We start from the raw sequence: 21,237 nt of genomic DNA on the forward strand, positions 1-21,237 counted from the left end.
TTGATTATCTGTAAAACATGAATGAGTATGAAAAAAATAATATACCTGTTATTGATTTTAAATCTGGGGCTGCTTTCCTGTGTCGATGATGCGTCGGTACGTGTGATGCCTGAATTTAATTGTAAAGATACAAAAGTAAACTTGGCAAAAGCGGCGGGTTCTTTCGTTACATCGCTATTATATACTAATGTCGGTCAGGTTGTTGCTCAATATCAAGCGGAGTGGCTTTCTGTAGATGTAAACGCTAAAAGTGTAATATACACTGCCTTGACGCAGAATGACGGTGAGGATGCAAGGAGTACTGTCGTGAAACTGACTTGCGGTTCATATACAGTGGAAGTGACGGTTACACAGGATTCCAAAGAACCGGATCTTTCTTTGAAGGTAGGACAAAGTGTAGATGATGGTATCGGTATGATTTTCTGGGTGGATCCTTCGGACAAGATGGTAGGAAAAGCTGTATCTGTAAAACGTCAGGGAGGAAATCCTTTTGAGGCTTCTGTGATGTCTCATAATGCGCTTTCTACAGTGAATGGATATGCCAATACGGCTTTGTTTACTGCTCCTGCTGCAAATGATGCAGTGGCATACTGTCAGTCGTTGGGTGAGGGATGGTATCTGCCTGCACGTGATGAGTTATGGGAGTTGTTTGATGTTTACAACGGTATTGGACATGCTGACCCGGATTTTGCTTCGGTTGTACCTGATAAGTTGACGGAAGTTGAAAAAGCGGCACGTGCGGCATTTGATAAGATGTTGACCGATTTGCAGGGTGATGTGATAAACGAGGCTGCCGGTTCGGGCAATGGGGAAAGCTATTGGTCGAGTACGGAAAATGCAGCAGGGGATAAGGCTTATTGGGTACGTTTCGGAAAGTCTGGTGCTGATGCAGGAAATAAAACAGCTACCAACCGTTTTGTGAGATGTATGCGCACAATTGGTGATTATACTTATCCTGAAGAGCCGGCAACTCTGACGGTGGCTCCCAATCCTGTGACATTGGAAGGTGCTAACGAAGCGGAAGCAAATGTTACGTTGACATCCAATAAGAGTGTATTCAGTGTAGTGTTGGCAGATGATTCCTGGCTTTCATATACTATTTCAGGCACAACAGTTACGTTCAAGGCAAAATCAAAAAATACCACTGGTAATATTCGTACGACAATTGCTACAATAACAGCCGGTACTGGCGCAGCCGCAAAAGCAGTGGAGGTAACGGTGAATCAAAATGTAGCTGCCGAGGGAGACGCTTCCCTCGAATTGAGTACCAATACGGTGACTATTACGCCTGATGCGGTAGCAAAATCAGAGGTAATCACAATGATTTCTGATGAGACGGAATTTGCAATAAATATCACTGATGAATCTTGGGTGAAAGCGTATGTTGATGTAACAAGTAAAACTCTTTATTTTTGGACTTTATCTCCCAATCTGAATAGTTCTAGCCGGGTAACGACTGCTACGGTAATAGCCGGAAATGGAGCGAATGCACCTAAACAAGAGGTCACGATTACACAGAGAGGACTTTTAAGTTCCGAGTTTGCGGTGGGACAGGTAATTGCGGATAATGGATCGTTAAAAGGAGGCATTGTATTCTGGGTAGATGGAACTAATCGTGGTAAGGCTAAGATTATGTCGTTGGACAGAGAGAATTTGGCATGGTCTACAGCAGGCTCTCCGGCTTCTACCGGAGTGGATTTATCTAATGATGACGGTTTGGCAAATACTACTGCCTTGGCAGCATTGCCGAATGCAGCGGAAATGCCTGCTCTTAAATATTGCATGGATAAAGGTGCTGGATGGTATTGGCCTACAAGATCGGATCTGGAACAGATGTTTGAAACCTATAATGGGACTAAAGTAGCAGATGCGACGGAGGATAATCCGAATGCGATTACTGATTTTGAGAAAGCAAATCGTGCGGCATGGGATCTGATAGTTACTAATGTAGGAGGAACTGCTATGAATACGGCAGCGGCATCTTCTACCGGAGATTCTTATTGGGCTAGTCGTGAAACGTCAAGTGGTACAAATGCATTTTATGTACGTTTTGGAAAACCGCTTGCTTGGGATAAAGCAAATGGGAAAAAGACTGGGGCAAGATATATTCGCGCAGTCCGTTCAATCTCGAAATAATGGTATTAGGTATGTATAAGGTATATAGAAAAATAATCTTAGCCTGCTTGTTATTGATTGTTGCCGGCACGGTCTGCGGTCAGCGTGTGACGCAAACGATCAACGATGGTTGGAAGTTCTCCCTCTTTGAGGGAGACGCGTCCACTGCTGACTTTGATGTGTCCGGTTGGACTGACGTTTCCATTCCTCATACTTGGAATGCAAAAGATGCAGAAGATGAAATCCCCGGTTATTTCCGGGGAAAAGGCTGGTACAGGAAAGCCGTGACAGTGGAGGAACTGATTGCAGGTCAAAGAGTTTATCTTTGTTTTGAAGGAGCCAATCAGGAGACAAATGTATTTGTGAATGGAAAGTTGGTAGGGAATCATAAAGGTGGTTATTCTGCTTTTACGTTTGATGTGACTGACTATGTTCATACCGGACGCAATCTGGTGGCAGTGAGTGTTGACAACTCTTATAATCCGGATATTGCTCCTCTTTCGGCGGATTTCACTTTCTTCGGCGGACTTTATCGGGATGTTTATCTGGTGTATACTTCGCCCGTGCAACTGTCTACCACTCATTATGCTTCCAGTGGAGTATATCTCAAAACTGTTGGGATAACAGATGCTCAAGCAGAAGTGTGTGCAAAAACATTCTTGTCCAATGCTTTGAAAAGTAATCAGGCATTGATTCTTGAAACGGAGATTTTGGATACAGACGGCAATAGAGTGGCATTTTCCGCAAAGAAAGTGAATGTGAAGGCAGGAGAGAAGAATGTAGCCTTTGAAGCGTTGATGACTATTGCGCAACCCAAACGGTGGGATGTTGATTCTCCTTATTTATATAAGGTGTATAGCCGTTTGAAGAATAAAAAGGGAGAAGTTCTCGATTGCGTTGTTAATCCGCTGGGAATTCGTGAATATCATTTTGATGCGGAGAAAGGTTTTTTCCTGAACGGGAAATATCGGAAATTGATTGGTACCAGCCGGCATCAGGATTACAAAGGAATGGGGAATGCCTTGCGGGATGAAATGCATATCCGGGATATACAGTTGAGTAAGGATATGGGAAGTAATTTCCTGCGAGTGGCTCATTATCCGCAAGATCCGGTTGTGATGCAGATGTGTGATAAGTTGGGGCTGTTGACTTCGGTTGAAATTCCGATTGTAAATGCCATTACTCAAAGTAGGGCGTTTATGGACAACTGTGTGGAACAGGCTACGGAAATGGTTTGTCAGAACTATAATTATCCGTCTGTCATCATTTGGGCTTACATGAATGAAGTGCTTTTGCGTCCTCCCTTTAATCCTGACAACAAGAAAGAACGGGCGGAATATATGAAGTTTCTTCATCAAATAGCTTCGGCTGTTGAGGCGCAGATCAGAAGTCTGGACTCGGAACGCTATACCATGTTGCCTTGTCATTCTGCTTCCCAAATCTATCAGGAAGCAGGGATTACTGAATTGCCGATGTTATTGGGATTTAATCTTTATAATGGATGGTATGGTGGTAATTTGGGCGGATTTGAAGAGAAACTGGAAGAACTTCACAAGGAGTTTCCTCATAAACCGTTGCTTATTACCGAATATGGGGCGGATGTAGATACTCGTATTCATTCTTTTTCGCCGGTGCGGTTTGATTTTAGTTGTGAGTTTGGTTCTGTCTATCATGAACATTATTTGCCTGAAATTCTAAAGAGGGATTATATCGTGGGGGCTATGGTCTGGAATTTGAATGATTTTTATTCCGAAGCCAGAAGAAATGCTATGCCTCATGTGAACAATAAAGGGTTGGTAAGTACGGATAGAGAACGTAAGGACGGATATTATCTTTATCAGGCTTATCTGAAAGAGTCACCTGTTCTGCATATTGCTTCTAAATCTTGGAAGAATAGGGCAGGAGCCAGTCGGGATGGAAAGAGTTGTACGCAACCGCTGAAAGTTTATACTAACGCGGATAAGGTGGAGGTCTTTTTGAATGGAAAAAGTTTGGGAGTATATCCGGTAGCAGATAAGGTGGTTTCCGTGGACATTCCTTTTGTAAACGGAAAGAATGTGGTGGATGCTGTGATTGAAAAGGAGGGACGTGAATATCGTGACCAGTATGTTTGTGATTTTAAATGTGTCAATGTGAAGAATGGCTTTACGGAAATCAATGTACTACTGGGTGCTCGACGCTATTTTGAGGACCGGATAGCAGAGATGTGCTGGATACCCGAACAGGCTTATGCAGAAGGTTCATGGGGATATATTGGTGGGGAAGTGGCTCCGAACAAAACTCGTTACGGTTCTTTGCCGGCCAGCGATACAGATATACTGGGGACGGATCAGGATCCTGTCTTCCAGACACAGCGAGTAGGCATTGAAGCTTTTAAGGCAGATGTACCGGATGGTGTTTATGCTGTATATTTGTATTGGACAGAACTTACTTCTGAAAATAAAAGAGAGGCTTTGGTGTATAATTTAGGAAATGATGTAGTGAGGGAGGACTATATTAACCGGGTATTTTCTGTGGATATAAATGGAGTATCTGTTGCCAAACAACTGAATATTGCAGAAGAATACGGTTCCGAACGTGCGGTTATTAAGAAATATATTGTTCCGGTTTCACAAGGAAAGGGGCTTGTCGTTCGTTTTGGAGCGGTGGAGTCTGTGCCTATTTTAAATGCAATACGAATCGTAAAAGAATATTAGATGATGAAAAATAGTATAGTTATATTGTTTTTACTGCTGTTATCCCAGTTTGGTTATGCGCAGGGAAGCACATTTAAGGTCACTGCCCGTCCGTGGGTGAAAGGACAGAAAAATCTGCCTTGGAAAGAGTATGATACCCGTATTATTGCTCAATTGGATGGGTTCAAACCTACTGGTAAAGTACGTGTGAATAAGTATGGAAGTGATTTGGATGCTCCCAGGCATCGGGCTACAGGATTTTTCAGGGTAGAACGTACCGGAGATCGATGGTGGATGATTGATCCCGATGGGTATCGGCATTTGCAGAAAGTGGTGGTAGGAGTACGTTTAGGTACTTCCGAACGCAATAAACAAGCAATGCTGGACAAATTCGGTACGGAGGAAAAATGGATCGAAGGAACGGCACGGATGATTCATTCGCTGGGCTTTTCCGGGGCCGGCTCCTGGAGTAATGAAGAAGCTATTGCCTCTTACAATGCCTCTCACAAGGAGGTACTGACTCGCTCAATCATTCTGAACCTGATGAGTGGATATGGGAAGAAACGAGGAGGAACTTATCAGTTACCTGGTAATACGGGATATCCTAATCAGTGTATTTTCGTTTTTGACCCGGAGTTCGAAACCTATTGCGATGAGATGGCACAAAAACTGGTCGCAAATAAAACGGATAAAAATATCATCGGCTATTTTTCGGATAATGAACTGCCGTTCGGGCCGAAGAATCTGGAGGGGTATCTGACTTTGAAGAATCCCAATGATCCGGGAAGATTGTATGCAGAATCCTGGTTGAAACAGCAGGGTATTACCTTGCAGCAAATTACGGACGAACATCGGGAAGAGTTTGCGGGGGTAGTAGCGGAACGATACTATAAAGTGGTGTCGGAAGCGATTCGGAAGTATGATCCCAATCACCTTTATTTAGGTAGTCGTCTACATGGAAAACCTAAGTTTATCCGCCAGATTGTGGAAGCGGCAGGCAGGTATTGTGATGTCGTTGCTATTAACTACTATGGTGCATGGACACCGAGTGAGAAGACCATGAAGCATTGGGGCGAATGGGCTCAAAAACCTTTCATCATCACGGAATTTTATACGAAAGGAATGGATTCCGGGCTGGCAAACACAACAGGGGCAGGTTTCACCGTTCAAACCCAGCAGGAACGTGGATATGCCTACCAGCATTTTGTTTTGGGATTATTGGAAAGTGGGAATTGTGTCGGATGGCATTGGTTCCGTTATCAGGATAATGATCCGACAGCAAAAGGGGTAGATCCTTCGAATCTGGACTCTAACAAAGGGCTGGTAGATAATGAATACAATCTTTATAAACCGTTGGCTGATGCTATGAAAGAATTGAATATCAACGCTTATCGTTTGGCTGACTGGTTCGATCAACAATCAACTAATAATAAATAAAATACATACCATGAAAAAACTATTTATATTGGGAACTTTTCTGTTTATAAGTTCTATTCCTATGGTGTCTTGTACGGATGATGATGATAAAGATCCTAATTTTATGCCTCCTGACATAGTGATGGGAGGGGGAGATGTAGAATCGGAATATCCGGAAGATTTGCCTGCTCCCGGAGCTTCTGTGATGTATACTCCGTCATTAAATGCCAATATGTATCGCCCTATCAATGTTAAGTATTCCAGTGCTTATCCGCCTATATCTAGTTGGAAAACAGAGAATACACGTATTATTGCGTATATGGACGGGTATAAGCCGGCTATTAAAACGTTGAAAGCGTATCAGGAGTCGGTTAATAAATACGGAAGTTCGACTACGCTTCCGAAACAGGCGGCTACGGGAAGATTTTATACGAAGAAAATAGACGGACGTTGGTGGTTGGTTGATCCGGAAGGTTGTCTGCATCTGGAACGTAGTGCGACTTCTTTGCGTAAGGGAACTTCCAGTCGTAATAAAACGGCCTGGAATAGCAGGTTTGGAACTGATGAGAAATGGTTATCTACTACTCAACGTGAATTGAGTGAGATCGGCTTTCACGGTACAGGTGCCTTCTGTACAGGAACTTATTCACTGATTCAGACTCATAATGCTTCCAATCCGAGCAGTCCGTTAACTTTGGCGCCTTCATTTGCTTTTTTAAGTCAGTTCAAGAGTGCGAAGTCTTATAATTACCCTGGAGGAAGCGATGATAACGCAGCAGGTCTTGTGTTTTATAATGGATGGAGTGAATGGTGTGAATCATATTTGGCAGGTAGTGCTTTCGCAGATTATTTGCGTGATCCTAATGTGTTAGGTTTCTTTTCGGATAATGAGATAAACTTCTCTTCAAACAGTTCCCGGATTTTAGATCGTTTTCTGGCTATCAGTAACTCAAGTGATCCGGCTTATGTTGCGGCGAAAGCTTTTATGGATTCTAAAGGTATGCAAAGTGTGACGGATGACTTGAATAATGAGTTTGCCGGGATTGTAGCAGAGAAATATTATAAAGCAGTGAAAGAGGCAGTGAAGAAAGTAGATGATAAGTTGCTTTATCTGGGAACAAGATTACATGGAACTCCTAAATATATGGAAGGAGTAGTGAGAGCTGCCGGAAAATATTGTGATGTTATTTCTATCAACTATTATAGTCGTTGGAGTCCTGAACTGACAACAGCGATTGCTGATTGGGCTAATTGGGCGGACAAACCGTTTCTTGTAAGTGAGTTTTATACGAAAGGGGTGGAGGACTCTGATCTGAATAACCAGTCGGGAGCCGGATATTCTGTTCCTACACAAAACGAGAGAGCTTATGCTTATCAGCATTTTACATTAGGATTGCTTGAAGCTAAGAATTGTGTTGGCTGGCATTGGTTCAAATACCAGGATGATGATGGTACGGACAATTCGTCGAAACCTGCTAATAAAGGTCTTTATGATAATTCTTATCAACTCTTTCCTTATCTATCTTTCTTTGCCCGCGAATTGAATTTTAATGCGTATGATTTGATTCAGTATTTTGATAAATAGGTGTTTGTTTCTATATAATATTTGAGAGGAAAAACAAAGTGCGAATTTTACAGGATTAGTTTTGGTTAAAGCTATACTGCAAAATTCGCACTTCTTATTTTTTAATGAATAATCAATGTTTTATCAGAGTAGAGTATCATCTGATAGACAAATGAATATCGGTAGTGAAATATTAGTTATGTACTAACGTACCTATCTCTTCTCCACTGATAACCTTCTTTAAGTTGCCTACTGTGTCCATATCAAATACGACGATTGGCAGATTGTTTTCTTTACACATACAAGTCGCTGTCAAATCCATGACTTTCAAACCACGTTTCAGTACCTCATCGTATGTAATATCATCGAATTTGGTAGCGGTAGGATCTTTTTCGGGGTCAGCTGTGTAAATACCATCTACACGAGTACCTTTCAGCATAACGTCTGCTTCGATTTCTATGCCTCTAAGTGAAGAACCGGTGTCAGTAGTAAAGAAAGGATTTCCCGTTCCAGCGGACATAATGACTACTTCGCCGTTCTCCATACATTCGATAGCTTTCCATTTACTGTAGAATTCACCGATAGGTTCCATCCGGACTGCTGTCAACACACGTGCCTTTACGCCGGTAGCCACAAGAGCAGAACTTAGAGCGAGACTGTTGATTACGGTAGCCAACATTCCCATTTGGTCTCCTTTCACACGATCAAAACCTTTATTGGCTCCGCTTAGTCCGCGAAATATATTGCCTCCTCCGATAACGATACCAATCTGTACCCCTTGCTGGTGGATTTCTTTGATTTGTTCAGCATATTCTGCCAGTCTTTTTTCATCAATGCCATATTGCTTTTCGCCCATTAAGCTCTCTCCACTAAGCTTTAGTAAGATTCTTTTATACTTTGCCATACCTTTTGCTTTTTATTGTTTGCCGCAAATATAGAGATAATTTATCGGATAGCCTCACCGGGATACGATTACTTTTTTCATTATTTGTCTTCCCAAAAAGGTTTGTACAATTCCCCGCAATGAAAGATAAACGAGAAAAGCCAGCCACAGGGCATGATTTCCTAAAAGGGGATGGAAAGCGTAATAGACTCCAAAGAAGCTGGCAGAGGCAACTAACATGGAGTAAAGCATCTGCCGGGTAGCAGTGGCACCGATAAAAATGCCATCCCATAAGAAAGCGGAGAAACCGGCTAACGGAATAATGAGTGCCCAGTAAAAATAAGTGTCTGAAGCGCTGATTACTGAAGTGTCATTGGTTAGTAATCCCAGGAATTCTTTTCCGCCAGCTGCATAGAGAATTGTGAATACCAGTGAAAGACCGAATCCCCAATAGAAAAGGTGATGTACTGTGTTACGTAAGCCTGTTTGGTTTTTGGCACCAATGTAACGGCCGGTCAGTGCTTCACCGGCATAAGCAAATCCGTCCATAATGTACGAAAACAAAGTAAATAATTGCATGAGCAAGGTGTTCACGGCTAATACGATTTCTCCTTGGGCGGCCCCTGCAGAAGTAAAAAACATAGTGACTATAACAAGGCAGAGGGTACGGAAGAATATGTCCCGGTTGACTTGAAAGAAACGGTACATGGCTTGTTTCTGTATGATTTCTTTCCATACGATTCGTTTTTTAAGCACACTATAGTAACGCATGTATAACAAAATAGCCATGAAGAAACCTGCATATTGGGCAATTAAAGTCCCTGTTGCCACTCCTGCCACTTTCATGTCCAATAAGTAGACAAAACATAGACTGGCTACAATGTTGACAATATTTTGAGTAATAGCGATATACATGGGAAAACGTGAATTCTGCATCCCGATAAACCAGCCGGCGAATCCATAAAGTCCTAATGTGGCTGGGGCTCCCCAGATACAGATATAAAAATAGGTTGTTGCCAATTGCTTAACCTCCGGTGTGGTTTGTATCAGTGTAAATGCCAGTTTCAGAATAGGGTATTGGAGTATCAACAGGCAAAGTGCTATAAATAATCCTACTCCAACAGAACGTAGCAGTAACCGGGTGATTTCGTTTAAATCATGTTGACCGTACGCTTGTGAAGTCATTCCGCTTGTTCCCATGCGTAGGAATCCAAAAATCCAGTAGATAATGTTGAATAACATTCCCCCTACTGCAATGGCTCCAATGTACGCCGGAGAACCGAGATGTCCTACGATCGTGACATCGATAAGTCCCAGTAGCGGAACGGTAATATTCGATATAATCGATGGGATGGCTATCTGTAATATTCGTCTGTTTACGGAGGATTTTTTTTTATCTGTCATTGTATAAAAACACTTTTATCAATTTGATTGTTCTTTTCGCGAACAAAGGTACATTTTTTATTTTTTTATTGTATCTTTGTGTGTCACGAACTAAATAGCAATCAGATGGATTATGAGGACCTTAACTATTTTTCTTATCTCTTTATTTTCATTGCCGCTGGTGCTGAATGCGCAGTCGGTTGATGAGATGTTACAAAAAGTGTCTGCTGCCATTGAGGCAGGGCAGAATGGGCAGGCTGTGAGCTATTTCCGGCAGACTATCGCTCTGAATATAGACCGTACGGAAATGTATTATTGGACGAATGTAGACAAGAACAGTGAAATTAGCTCCAAACTGGCTACAGAATTAGCGCTTGCCTATAAAAAGAATCGGAATTACGATAAAGCCTATTTATTTTACAAGGAATTACTGCAAAAGACTCCTAATAATGTAGATTGTTTGGAAGCTTGCGCAGAAATGCAGGTATGTCGTGGGCAGGAGAAAGATGCTTTGCGTATGTACGAAAAAATATTGCAACTTGAGGCGGATAATCTGGCGGCTAATATCTTTTTAGGAAACTATTATTATTTGACAGCAGAACAGGAGAAGAAAAAGTTGGAGATGGATTATAAAAAACTTTCTTCTCCCACTAAAATGCAGTATGCCCGCTACCGGGATGGATTATCGAAGTTGTTCACTACCCGGTATGAGAAAGCGCGTAACTCTTTGCAGAAAGTGATTCTGCGTTTTCCATCAACAGAAGCTCAAAAGACATTGGATAAGATATTGAGGATAGAAAAAGAGGTGAATCGCTAAGCGGTTCACCTCTTTTCAATTATATTCAATTTGTTATTTTATAGTTCGTATTGGTAAATCCAAAGGCCCTTCATTAAGCGCTCGGGTATCAATGTCTCCTTTCTTCGGTCCGGGTATCAGAGGACTATAGGATAAGACATGTCTGATACGTTCACGTTGATTTTGAGTGAATTGGTTTGAATAACTAATAGCATAATCCATGATATTATAAGAGATAAACTCTATACCATCACATCCTGTTCGTTTTACCAAATTTTTAAATGTGTATTTTTCTCTCTCATTCTCATATATGTAATCACATTTGCTATCATACTCTTGTTTATTATAGCTTTTGGTATCTTTGCAATAATCCGTATCTTCACACGTGCCATTATCGGTTTCGGCAAAGACATGATGTAGTCCCAGGTAATGTCCTAATTCATGAGCTAGCGTGACAGCAATGTCTGCTGTACTATATTCTGTTGGAGTAGACTCTTCATTAATATATAGGCTATTAATGGAGACAGATAGTGGGAATTGTAAATTTGCTAATGTTAGATGAGAGTAGTCTGTTTCACCAAGCCCTTCTAAATAATGCTTGCCTGTAGTAGAAAAAGGAATATGAGAGATACCTAATGTTACTGAATTTGAATTCGGTTCAGTTGTAAAATTATAAACCATAATGTTGATATATGAGTTTGGATCCCATAAGTATTTTACATATTTTCCCGAATTATCCTTCATAAAAGCTTCACAATCGATAGGGTATGACTCTGGCCATTGGATATATTCTACGCCAGGATTGGGTAATGTTTCTCCATTTTTATCTGTTGTTGCCAATGTAAAAGTAAGATTCATGTCTACACTGTTATTCTTGCTTTTATACAGACTGTTCACTTTGTCTAGTATATGGGATAAACGGCTTGAATTTACTTTTTGTAGAGAATTCTCATCTTCTTTATACAATACATGAAAGATTACAGGGAGTTCATAATGGTATTCTTCAGCCGTATTGGTAGAGCCATTTTGAATGATTTGAACAGTTTTGCTAACCTTATGACTTATGATAGTGACAGTTGCTGTTCTGGATTTGGATTCCAGATTTGCATTAATAGATAAGATTAACTTTCCATCGTTTTCTCCTTTTTGTGTATTGGGAATGCACCATTGTTTATTACTTGTAACAGTCCATGAGGAACTACAAGTAATATCTATCGTTAATGATTCACCGCTTGCGCTGATGTTATCAAACTTCGATTCTGATATATGCAATGTTGCAGAATCTGAATCATCGCATCCTATTAATATCCATAACAATGGAAGGAGGAAAATTAATTTTGTTTTCATAAATGAAAGAGTTTTATATAAAAACGCACGTTTCAAAGATAATGTTTTGATCTGGAATAGAATAGCTTATTTCAGTAAATATTCTACTTCCTTAAACATATACCCTCTTTTAATCAGCTTCTCATCTTCTAATATCAACTTTCCTTCAGGTTCTACACAAACGATTCGTGCAAGAAATTCTCCATTGGCATCTTTATATCGATGCATCCCTTCCCTTCTGAAAAGAGATTTTTCATATTGACAGGCTATTGATGTCGTATCGCCTTTTTTGAGCAAGCTATAATAAGATTGGATACGCAGCATGATATTTTTCAGTATTTCAAATAGATCATGCTCTTCTTCTGTGATTTGTAGCAGTGAAACGGGGTTAGGAGCAGAACTGTGAAATGTTTCCTGATTAATATTAATTCCGATGCCTGCAATACTTTGATTGATGTTCCGCCCCATCAGATCGTTTTCTATCAACATCCCACATATTTTCTTTTCTTTCCAATAAATATCATTCGGCCATTTGATAGAAATGTCGGTGGTATAGGTATCCAATTCTTCTTTAATAGCTAAAGATATAATCTGTGAAATAAGAAACTGACGTCGTGCTTCCAAAAACCCGGGGAAGATAACGGTGCTGAAAAGAAGATTCTTGCCAGGATCTGATTCCCACGAATTTCCACGCTGTCCCCGACCGGAAGTTTGAAAATCGGCGACAACGACAGTTAGTTCCTCCACTTTCTGTTCAGAACAGAGAGATTGCAGATAATTGTTGGTAGAGTTCGTCTCGTTGATATGAATCAATGGAACCGGGAATGTATCAGGGGAGGGCATCATATTCTGCGCGTAACTTTTTAGTAAATTTCTTGATTACCTCATCATAAGAGTGGTCAATAAGCTCTTTCATCAATTTATCGTCTACGTCACTGTCAAAGCGGACACTATTCCAGTACTTTTTATTAAAATGATAAGCCCCTTCAATTCCCGAATAATGTTCACGCAATTCGATTGCTTTTTCCGGATCACATTTTAGTGCGATGTGATTAGCTTCTTCCAGGTCAATGAGAGCAAACATCTTGTTCATTACCTTTACAACCAGTGATACATCATCGAAAGGAAAAGATTCGGTGACTCCTTTTTTGTTCAAGCAGTATTCTCTGACAGTTTCTACATTCATAATAAATTAATAATTATAGTATGTTTTCATAATTAGTTTATATCATAAATTTAAGCGCAGATTGCACGAATTTCACGGCTTTTATAATGATGAATATGTAAAGCCACAGCATTCTTTAATATAAAGGAGGATAAAACGCTTCCTCTATGTGTTCAACTTTGAAATTCCCGTCGTTGCCTACTACAGTGATGATATCGAAGCGTACAGGAGTGTCAATTTGAAACAATCTGATATAGGCATCTGCTGCACGTACTGTACGTTTTATTTTGGGTAAATCTACAGCATCTTCCGGGGCCGCAAACAGAGTGTCACTGCGCGTCTTCACTTCTACTACAATCAGTTCATTGTCTTTTGCAGCTACAATGTCCAGTTCGAAATGTCCTCTTCTCCAATTCCGGTCACGAATAAGATAACCTTTCTGCTCAAGATAAGCTACGGCGGCATTTTCTCCGGATTTTCCTAAATCATTATGTTCAGCCATCTTTTTTTGCAAATTTACTGCTTTTATTCTTTGTTTTTACAGAAGTAAAAGTAATTTTGCAGAAGATATGAGAAAAAGGAGTAAGAAGTGCCTGAAAATGCATGTCGAGTGTACCAAAAGGGAACGACGGATGAGCATTTTATTGAGCGACGAAGAACAGCTGATTGTAGATCGTTATCTTGAGAAATATAAGATAACGAACAAGTCACGTTGGCTTCGTGAAACAATTCTCATGTTTATCCATAAGAATATGGAAGAAGATTATCCCACCCTTTTTGGTGAACATGATATGAGGCGATAGTTGAAAATTAAAAATTAAAGAGGGGAATGCTGGACGATATTTACTTCATGAAACAAGCTTTGATAGAGGCAGGTAAGGCTGCCGAGCGGGGAGAAGTTCCCGTTGGAGCTGTCGTGGTTTGTAAAGAGCGGATTATTGCGCGTGCCCATAATCTCACAGAAACATTGAATGATGTAACGGCTCATGCCGAGATGCAGGCTATTACAGCTGCTGCCAACGTGCTTGGTGGTAAGTATTTGAACGAATGTACCCTGTATGTCACCGTTGAGCCTTGCGTGATGTGCGCAGGGGCTATTGCTTGGGCACAAACAGGCAAGCTTGTGTTTGGTGCCGAAGATGAAAAACGCGGCTATCAGAAATATGCCGGTTCGGCTCTACATCCTAAAACAGTGGTTGTAAAAGGGATAATGGCTGACGAATGCGCTGCACTAATGAAAGAGTTTTTTGCAGCGAAACGGAAATGAAAGCAGTGTAATGGCTATTTGATTTCCTCAAAATCTACATATTCGCCATCATCCTGGGTGAATATTTTTTTATGTCTTTTCTCCGGAACATTCTCGGAATATATTTCTTCTTCATCATCATTTGAACGGCGATTCGTTTGGCTATAGCTTTGTTGGCTTGTACGTCCTGATTCCGTTTGTTTCGGGCGGGATGAAGAAGAACTACGTCCTAATCCGAAAATCGTTCTTAGTATGAAGCCGACAATAGAAAGGCCAAATACGAAAATGGCAATGATAAAAATGAGTATGAATAAAAGTATATGCATCGGACTATGATTTTTATGTTGTTACTTTGATAAAACTCATAGTACAACAAACGTGCCAAGAGATTGTTTATTTACTTTTTCTTGTAAAAAGTGAAAGTAAAATATACCATACAATAATGGCGGCAAAACTGCTAATTCCAAGAAATAGAAGAAGAGGAATGCAGATAATCAGGAATATAAAACTGATTTTGTTGTCATTCCATGACAGGTTTTTAAATTTCAAAGAAAACATCGGTATTTCTGATACCAATAGTCCGGAAAACAGACAGACAAGTATAAGAAGGTAGACAGGATGGCAGTTGTCTGATATCAGGAAGTCATGTGCCCCTGCCACTAATGACCCCCAAAACAGAGCATTGGCTGGTACTGGGAGTCCGACAAAAGAGCTGGTCTGCCGTGTGTCATTGTTGAATTTAGCCAGACGCAAGGCCGAAAAAACAGAAATCAAGAATGCCAAATAGGGTAGATAAGGAGCGATGAACTCCATATTTGCCGGATAGTACATTTCTTTGAACAAGGAGAATACGATCAGTGAGGGAGCAACTCCGAAGCTGACATCATCTGCCAATGAATCCAGGTCTTTTCCGATAATGGAATGTGCATTGAGTGCACGAGCCAACAATCCGTCAAAGAAATCAAAAATAGAACTTAAAGCGATGAAAAGTAGAGCCAGTTCATATTTTGCTTCAAAAGCCATGACGCAAGCAATACAACCGGAGAAAAGGTTCAGGCAGGTTACGGTATTCGGAATACTATTTTTAATAACGTTTGTCATTGTGACAGAATTATTTAAGTTTGGCGATAACCGTTTGGTTACCGGTCGTTAATTGTCCCATTTTGACACAAATCTCCGTGCCAATGGGTAAATACACATCCACGCGGGAACCGAATTTGATAAATCCCATGTGTTCGTCAATATAACATTCTTCTCCTACTTCAGCGTAGGTGACAATACGGCGTGCCACTGCTCCGGCGATTTGCCGGGTGAGTATTTCCACTCCTTCCGGAGTTTCGATCACTACCGTAGAACGTTCGTTTTCTGTGCTGGCTTTCGGCAGCCATGCTTTCATAAAATTGCCATTATGATGCGCTACCTTTTTAATAGTACCATCTACCGGATACCAGTTGGCATGTACATTCACGATGCTCATGAAAATAGATACCATTAAGCGGCGGTCATGGAAATATTCGTTTTCATCCACTTCTTCGATGACGACGATTTTTCCATCGGCGGGTGCTACGACAATTTTTTCAGTGTCCTGCCCGAAGAGACGGATCGGACATCGAAAGAAATTCACCATCAGCAGATAGACTGCTATACTCGCTACTGCTACCACATAAAAAGGTATTTTGCAATCGATTCCCCAATAAAGAGCCGCATTAATCAATAGCAATAGCAAAAAGCTTGCCCATAATATATGTGTTCCTTCGCGGTGAATACGTATTTTCTTCAATTTCTTTAGTCGGCCCATGAATGCTGTTTAATGATATTGTCTGCAAAAATATACTTAATTTAAAAAATCAGCAAGTAAATGAGCATAGAAATGCGAATGTTGATAACTTTTTGAGGATTATTTTTGTTTATAACCCAAGAGGTAGTAATTTTATGCCTTCAAATTAACTACTTATCATTATGCAGGATTTCGTTCATTTACATGTCCATACTCAATATTCTCTGTTGGATGGTCAGGCTAGTGTAGCTCGTCTGGTCGATAAAGCCATGCAAAATGGGATGAAGGGTATTGCCGTGACCGATCATGGAAATATGTTCGGTATTAAGGAATTTACGAACTACGTTAATAAAAAGAACAGCGGTCCGAAAGGTGAAGTCAAAGACCTGAAGAAGCGAATTGCAGGAATTGAGGCCGGCACAATAGAGTGCGCAGATAAAGAAGCGGAGATTGCTGCCTGCAAAGCTAAGATAGTGGAAGCGGAAAACAAGCTTTTCAAACCTGTCATCGGTTGTGAAATGTATGTTGCGCGCCGCACTATGGACTTAAAAGAGGGTAAGCCCGACCAAAGTGGTTATCACTTGATTGTATTGGCTAAGAATGAAAAAGGTTATCATAATCTTATTAAATTAGTATCGCACGCATGGACACGCGGATATTATATGCGCCCGCGTACTGATCGTAGCGAACTGGAAAAATATCACGAAGGACTTATTGTTTGTTCGGCCTGTCTCGGTGGTGAAGTGCCGAAGCGGATTACTGCCGGGCAATTTGCAGAAGCCGAAGAAGCCATACAATGGTATAAGAACCTGTTTGGGGATGATTATTATCTGGAGATGCAGCGTCATAAAGCGACTGTTCCCCGTGCTAATCACGAATGTTATCCGTTGCAGGTAAATGTGAACAAATATCTGATTGAATATGCTAAGAAGTTCAATGTCAAACTAATTTGTACGAATGATGTTCACTTTGTAGATGAAGAGAATGCGGAAGCGCACGACCGTTTGATCTGTTTGAGTACCGGTAAGGATTTGGATGATCCTAGCCGTATGCTTTATACCAAACAGGAATGGATGAAAACACGCGAAGAGATGAACGAACTCTTTGCCGACGTTCCCGAAGCGTTGAGCAATACGCTGGAGATTCTTGACAAGGTAGAATATTACTCCATCGACCATGCACCTATCATGCCTACTTTTGCTATTCCCGAAGATTTTGGGACGGAAGAAGGCTATCGGGCGAAGTTTACGGAAAAAGACCTGTTTGATGAGTTTACTCAAGATGAGCACGGTAATGTGGTATTGAGTGAAGAGGATGCGAAAGCAAAAATCAAACGCTTGGGTGGCTATGATAAACTCTATCGTATTAAACTTGAAGGAGATTACTTGGCGAAACTAGCTTTTGACGGAGCTAAGAGAATTTATGGTGAACCTCTGTCGGAAGAAGTCAAAGAGCGAATGAACTTTGAACTGTATATCATGAAAACGATGGGTTTCCCAGGATACTTCTTGATTGTACAGGACTTTATCAATGCGGCACGTAAGGAATTGGGTGTGTCGGTCGGTCCGGGACGTGGTTCAGCTGCCGGTTCGGCGGTGGCCTATTGTCTGGGAATTACGAAAATCGACCCTATCCAGTACGATTTGCTGTTTGAGCGTTTCTTGAATCCGGACCGTATCTCCTTGCCCGATATCGATGTGGACTTTGATGATGACGGTCGTGGAGAGGTACTTCGTTGGGTAACGAATAAATATGGTCAGGAAAAAGTAGCTCATATCATCACTTATGGTACAATGGCTACCAAGTTAGCTATCAAGGATGTTGCCCGTGTGCAAAAGCTGCCTTTATCGGAGTCTGACCGATTGGCTAAATTAGTGCCGGATAAGATTCCTGATAAGAAACTGAACTTGCGGAATGCGATTGAATATGTTCCCGAACTACAAGCTGCGGAAGCATCATCCGATCCGTTGGTACGGGATACGATCAAGTACGCTAAGATGCTCGAAGGTAACGTACGTGGTACAGGTGTACATGCTTGTGGTACGATTATCTGTCGTGACGATATCACCGACTGGGTACCTGTCAGCACTGCTGATGATAAGGAAACGGGCGAAAAAATGCTTGTTACCCAGTATGAAGGTTCGGTGATTGAAGATACCGGATTGATTAAGATGGACTTCCTTGGTCTGAAAACTTTGTCTATTATCAAAGAGGCCGTTGAAAATATCCGTTTAAGCCGTAATGTTGAAGTAGATGTCGATGCGATAGACATCTGCGATCCGGCTACTTATAAATTATATAGTGACGGACGGACGATTGGTACATTCCAGTTTGAATCTGCCGGCATGCAGAAGTACCTGCGCGAATTGCAGCCTTCTACATTCGAAGATTTGATTGCCATGAATGCTCTTTATCGTCCGGGGCCGATGGATTATATACCTGATTTTATCGACCGTAAACATGGGCGTAAGCCGATTGAGTATGATATTCCGGTAATGGAGAAATACTTGAAGGATACGTATGGTATTACGGTTTATCAGGAACAGGTGATGCTTCTGTCGCGCTTATTGGCGGACTTTACCCGCGGTGAGTCTGATGCACTCCGTAAAGCGATGGGTAAGAAGCTGCGTGACAAGCTGGACCACATGAAACCTAAATTTATTGAAGGTGGACGAAAGAACGGGCATGACCCGAAAGTTCTTGAAAAAATCTGGACCGACTGGGAAAAGTTTGCGTCATACGCTTTCAATAAATCACATGCTACTTGTTATTCGTGGGTAGCTTACCAAACAGCCTATCTAAAAGCTAATTATCCTCCTGAATATATGGCTGCTGTGATGAGCCGAAGCTTGTCGAACATTACCGATATTACGAAACTGATGGACGAATGTAAGGCAATGGGTATTCAGACGCTGGGGCCGGATGTAAACGAAAGTAACCTGAAGTTTACAGTAAACCATGATGGTAATATCCGTTTTGGACTAGGGGCTGTCAAAGGGGTGGGTGAAGCTGCTGTCCATAGTATTATGGAGGAACGTAGTAAGAATGGTCCTTTCCTCGGTATATTCGACTTTGTGCAACGTGTCAACCTGAATGCCTGCAACAAGAAGAATATGGAGTGTCTGGCATTAGCCGGAGGGTTTGATAGTTTCCCGGAACTGAAGCGGGAGCAATACTTTGCTGTAAATTCTAAGGGTGAAGTATTTCTGGAAACATTGATGCGCTATGGTAACCGCTATCAGGCAGATAAGGCAGCTGCTTTCAACTCTTTGTTCGGTGGTGAAAACGTTATTGATGTTGCAACTCCTGAAATACCTCAAGGTGTAGAACGTTGGAGTGATCTCGATCGTCTGAATCGTGAGCGTGATTTGGTAGGTATCTATCTTTCTGCTCATCCGTTGGATGAATTTTCTATCGTATTGGAACATGTCTGCAATACACGGATGGCGGATTTGGAAGATAAAGCTGCACTTGTTGGTCGTGAAATAACGATGGGAGGGATTGTGACTAGTGTTCGTCGTGGAGTCAGCAAGAATGGAAATCCGTATGGTATTGCTAAGATTGAAGATTATTCCGGTTCTACCGAAATCCCATTCTGGGGAAATGACTGGGTGACTTATCAGGGATATCTCAACGAAGGAACGTTCCTATATATTAAAGCCCGTTGTCAAGCGAAACAATGGCGACAGGATGAATTGGAGGTGAAAATCACTTCTATGGAACTTCTTCCCGACGTGAAAGAAGAACTGGTACAGAAGATCACGATTATCATTCCTCTGTCAGTCTTGAACTCGGCTTTGGTTACTGAGCTTGCCACTCTGACCAAAGAACATCCGGGAAATACGGAACTGTATTTTAAAGTGACGGATGATGCCGATGTAAGCCACATGTCAATTGATTTGATTTCCCGTCCGATTAAGCTTTCGGTGGGTCGGGATTTAATAACATATTTAAAGGAACGTCCGGAACTGGGATTTCATATAAATTGATTATATTTGTGGCGAGAATAAGCTAACGAAATAACATTTAATAATTAATACTTAAAAAAATGGCTTTAGAAATTACAGACAGCAACTATAAAGAGGTTCTTGCAGAAGGAAAACCGGTTGTTGTAGATTTTTGGGCTCCTTGGTGTGGCCCATGCAAGATGGTGGCTCCTATCATTGAAGAATTGGCTGCGGAGTTTGAAGGACAAGTAATCATCGGTAAGTGCGATGTAGACGAAAATGGTGATATGGCTGCTGAATATGGTATCCGTAATATTCCTACTGTATTGTTTTTCAAGAACGGTGAGATAGTAGACAAACAGGTAGGTGCAGTTGGCAAACCGGTATTCGCAGAAAAGGTGAAGAAGCTTTTATAGTCGATAATACTTAATACTTATCACTTAATACTTAAAAAAATGGGACTGGAAGACGATTTTTTATTAGCAGATGCCGATGACGAAAAGACCATCGAGTTTATCAAAAACTATCTGCCTCAAGAACTGAAAGAGAAGTTCTCGGACGATGAATTGTATTATTTTCTCGATTTAATCGACGAGTATTACTCTGAAAGTGGTATTCTCGACGCTCAACCCGATGAAGACGGCTATGTCAACATCGATTTGGAAGAGGTTGTGGCTTACATTGTAAAAGAAGCCAAAAAGGATGAAATAGGGGAATACGATCCTGAAGAAGTCCTCTTTGTGGTTCAGGGAGAAATGGAATACGGAAACTCTCTGGGACAGGTGGACTAAACGACGTCCGGTCTCATTGCAGATAAAATTAAGATAAGGGGTGTGCTCTGTGAGTATACCCCTTTTTTTTTGCGGGCTTTTTCTCAAACAGTTTTATGCTATGAGAAAAAGTTCTCACAGCTATGAGAAAAAATACTCATTGCTATGAGAATT

At 41.2% G+C, this 21,237-nt stretch carries 19 protein-coding genes; 10 read left to right on the plus strand and 9 right to left on the minus strand.

Annotated elements, in window-relative coordinates; translation table 11 throughout:
* Nucleotides 1-21: 21 nt before the first annotated feature.
* The 4 genes from DW862_RS08845 to DW862_RS08860 are packed head-to-tail and all read left to right on the plus strand — an operon-like array spanning nucleotide 22 to nucleotide 7,791.
* Nucleotides 22-2,136 (plus strand): BACON domain-containing protein, encoded by a 2,115-nt coding sequence (locus DW862_RS08845; protein WP_120067863.1) that lies wholly within the window; start codon nucleotides 22-24, stop codon nucleotides 2,134-2,136.
* 11 nt (nucleotides 2,137-2,147) lie between these two features.
* A complete protein-coding gene (locus tag DW862_RS08850; RefSeq protein WP_120067916.1) occupies nucleotides 2,148-4,811 on the plus strand; it encodes a glycoside hydrolase family 2 TIM barrel-domain containing protein in 2,664 nt (887 codons plus the stop codon).
* A 3-nt stretch (nucleotides 4,812-4,814) separates the two neighbouring features.
* The gene (locus DW862_RS08855) at nucleotides 4,815-6,227 is read left to right on the plus strand and encodes a hypothetical protein (protein WP_008025080.1); all 1,413 of its coding nucleotides are present in this window, start codon (nucleotides 4,815-4,817) and stop codon (nucleotides 6,225-6,227) included.
* A 10-nt stretch (nucleotides 6,228-6,237) separates the two neighbouring features.
* A complete protein-coding gene (locus tag DW862_RS08860) occupies nucleotides 6,238-7,791 on the plus strand; it encodes a hypothetical protein (protein WP_008025077.1) in 1,554 nt (517 codons plus the stop codon).
* A gap of 172 nt (nucleotides 7,792-7,963) precedes the next feature.
* On the opposite strand, the gene pyrH is transcribed toward DW862_RS08860, so the two are convergent.
* Complete coding sequence (gene pyrH, locus DW862_RS08865; RefSeq protein ID WP_004299207.1) at nucleotides 7,964-8,674, minus strand: UMP kinase; 711 nt, start codon at nucleotides 8,672-8,674, stop codon at nucleotides 7,964-7,966.
* A gap of 54 nt (nucleotides 8,675-8,728) precedes the next feature.
* Entirely contained in the window at nucleotides 8,729-10,057 is a 1,329-nt protein-coding gene (locus DW862_RS08870; RefSeq protein WP_049703588.1) for an MATE family efflux transporter, read from the minus strand.
* A 112-nt stretch (nucleotides 10,058-10,169) separates the two neighbouring features.
* Here DW862_RS08870 and DW862_RS08875 point away from each other — a divergent pair, with 112 nt between their 5' ends.
* On the plus strand, nucleotides 10,170-10,853 hold the full coding sequence (locus tag DW862_RS08875) for a lipopolysaccharide assembly protein LapB (RefSeq protein WP_008770696.1): 684 nt from the start codon (nucleotides 10,170-10,172) through the stop codon (nucleotides 10,851-10,853).
* A gap of 33 nt (nucleotides 10,854-10,886) precedes the next feature.
* Here DW862_RS08875 and DW862_RS08880 read toward each other — a convergent pair whose 3' ends face one another.
* The 4 genes from DW862_RS08880 to DW862_RS08895 form a co-directional block, all read right to left on the minus strand.
* Nucleotides 10,887-12,179 (minus strand): zinc-dependent metalloproteinase lipoprotein, encoded by a 1,293-nt coding sequence (locus tag DW862_RS08880; protein ID WP_008770697.1) that lies wholly within the window; start codon nucleotides 12,177-12,179, stop codon nucleotides 10,887-10,889.
* Between the two features lie 66 nt (nucleotides 12,180-12,245).
* On the minus strand, nucleotides 12,246-13,004 hold the full coding sequence (locus tag DW862_RS08885) for a biotin--[acetyl-CoA-carboxylase] ligase (RefSeq protein WP_120067865.1): 759 nt from the start codon (nucleotides 13,002-13,004) through the stop codon (nucleotides 12,246-12,248).
* On the minus strand, nucleotides 12,988-13,344 hold the full coding sequence (locus DW862_RS08890) for an MmcQ/YjbR family DNA-binding protein (protein ID WP_004316305.1): 357 nt from the start codon (nucleotides 13,342-13,344) through the stop codon (nucleotides 12,988-12,990). Before DW862_RS08890 ends, DW862_RS08885 begins: the two co-directional genes overlap by 17 nt.
* A gap of 115 nt (nucleotides 13,345-13,459) precedes the next feature.
* Nucleotides 13,460-13,825, minus strand: coding sequence for a YraN family protein (locus tag DW862_RS08895; RefSeq protein ID WP_008025070.1), 366 nt, complete (start codon nucleotides 13,823-13,825; stop codon nucleotides 13,460-13,462).
* Nucleotides 13,826-13,892: 67 nt separating this feature from the next.
* Between DW862_RS08895 and DW862_RS08900 the strand changes: the two genes are divergently transcribed.
* Both DW862_RS08900 and DW862_RS08905 read left to right on the plus strand, forming a co-directional pair.
* A complete protein-coding gene (locus DW862_RS08900) occupies nucleotides 13,893-14,126 on the plus strand; it encodes a hypothetical protein (protein WP_004299215.1) in 234 nt (77 codons plus the stop codon).
* Between the two features lie 26 nt (nucleotides 14,127-14,152).
* Nucleotides 14,153-14,590, plus strand: coding sequence for a nucleoside deaminase (locus tag DW862_RS08905; RefSeq protein WP_008640836.1), 438 nt, complete (start codon nucleotides 14,153-14,155; stop codon nucleotides 14,588-14,590).
* A 14-nt stretch (nucleotides 14,591-14,604) separates the two neighbouring features.
* On the opposite strand, the gene DW862_RS08910 is transcribed toward DW862_RS08905, so the two are convergent.
* The 3 genes from DW862_RS08910 to DW862_RS08920 form a co-directional block, all read right to left on the minus strand.
* The gene (locus DW862_RS08910) at nucleotides 14,605-14,895 is read right to left on the minus strand and encodes a DUF4834 family protein (RefSeq protein ID WP_120067867.1); all 291 of its coding nucleotides are present in this window, start codon (nucleotides 14,893-14,895) and stop codon (nucleotides 14,605-14,607) included.
* Between the two features lie 67 nt (nucleotides 14,896-14,962).
* Complete coding sequence (gene pssA, locus DW862_RS08915) at nucleotides 14,963-15,670, minus strand: CDP-diacylglycerol--serine O-phosphatidyltransferase (RefSeq protein WP_004316300.1); 708 nt, start codon at nucleotides 15,668-15,670, stop codon at nucleotides 14,963-14,965.
* 10 nt (nucleotides 15,671-15,680) lie between these two features.
* A complete protein-coding gene (locus tag DW862_RS08920; RefSeq protein WP_004316298.1) occupies nucleotides 15,681-16,367 on the minus strand; it encodes a phosphatidylserine decarboxylase family protein in 687 nt (228 codons plus the stop codon).
* A 161-nt stretch (nucleotides 16,368-16,528) separates the two neighbouring features.
* On the opposite strand from DW862_RS08920, the gene dnaE reads away from it, so the two are divergent.
* Genes dnaE through DW862_RS08935 form a run of 3 tightly spaced genes read left to right on the plus strand, consistent with a single transcriptional unit; the run spans nucleotide 16,529 to nucleotide 21,084 of the window.
* Nucleotides 16,529-20,335: a DNA polymerase III subunit alpha gene (dnaE, locus tag DW862_RS08925; RefSeq protein WP_008025066.1), complete on the plus strand. Its 3,807-nt coding sequence runs from the start codon at nucleotides 16,529-16,531 to the stop codon at nucleotides 20,333-20,335.
* A gap of 59 nt (nucleotides 20,336-20,394) precedes the next feature.
* Complete coding sequence (gene trxA, locus DW862_RS08930; RefSeq protein WP_004306576.1) at nucleotides 20,395-20,709, plus strand: thioredoxin; 315 nt, start codon at nucleotides 20,395-20,397, stop codon at nucleotides 20,707-20,709.
* 39 nt (nucleotides 20,710-20,748) lie between these two features.
* Entirely contained in the window at nucleotides 20,749-21,084 is a 336-nt protein-coding gene (locus tag DW862_RS08935) for a hypothetical protein (protein WP_004306577.1), read from the plus strand.
* Nucleotides 21,085-21,237: the final 153 nt, after the last annotated feature.

This window comes from Bacteroides sp. AM37-9 (assembly GCF_003603455.1).
GTDB classification, from domain to species: domain Bacteria; phylum Bacteroidota; class Bacteroidia; order Bacteroidales; family Bacteroidaceae; genus Bacteroides; species Bacteroides xylanisolvens.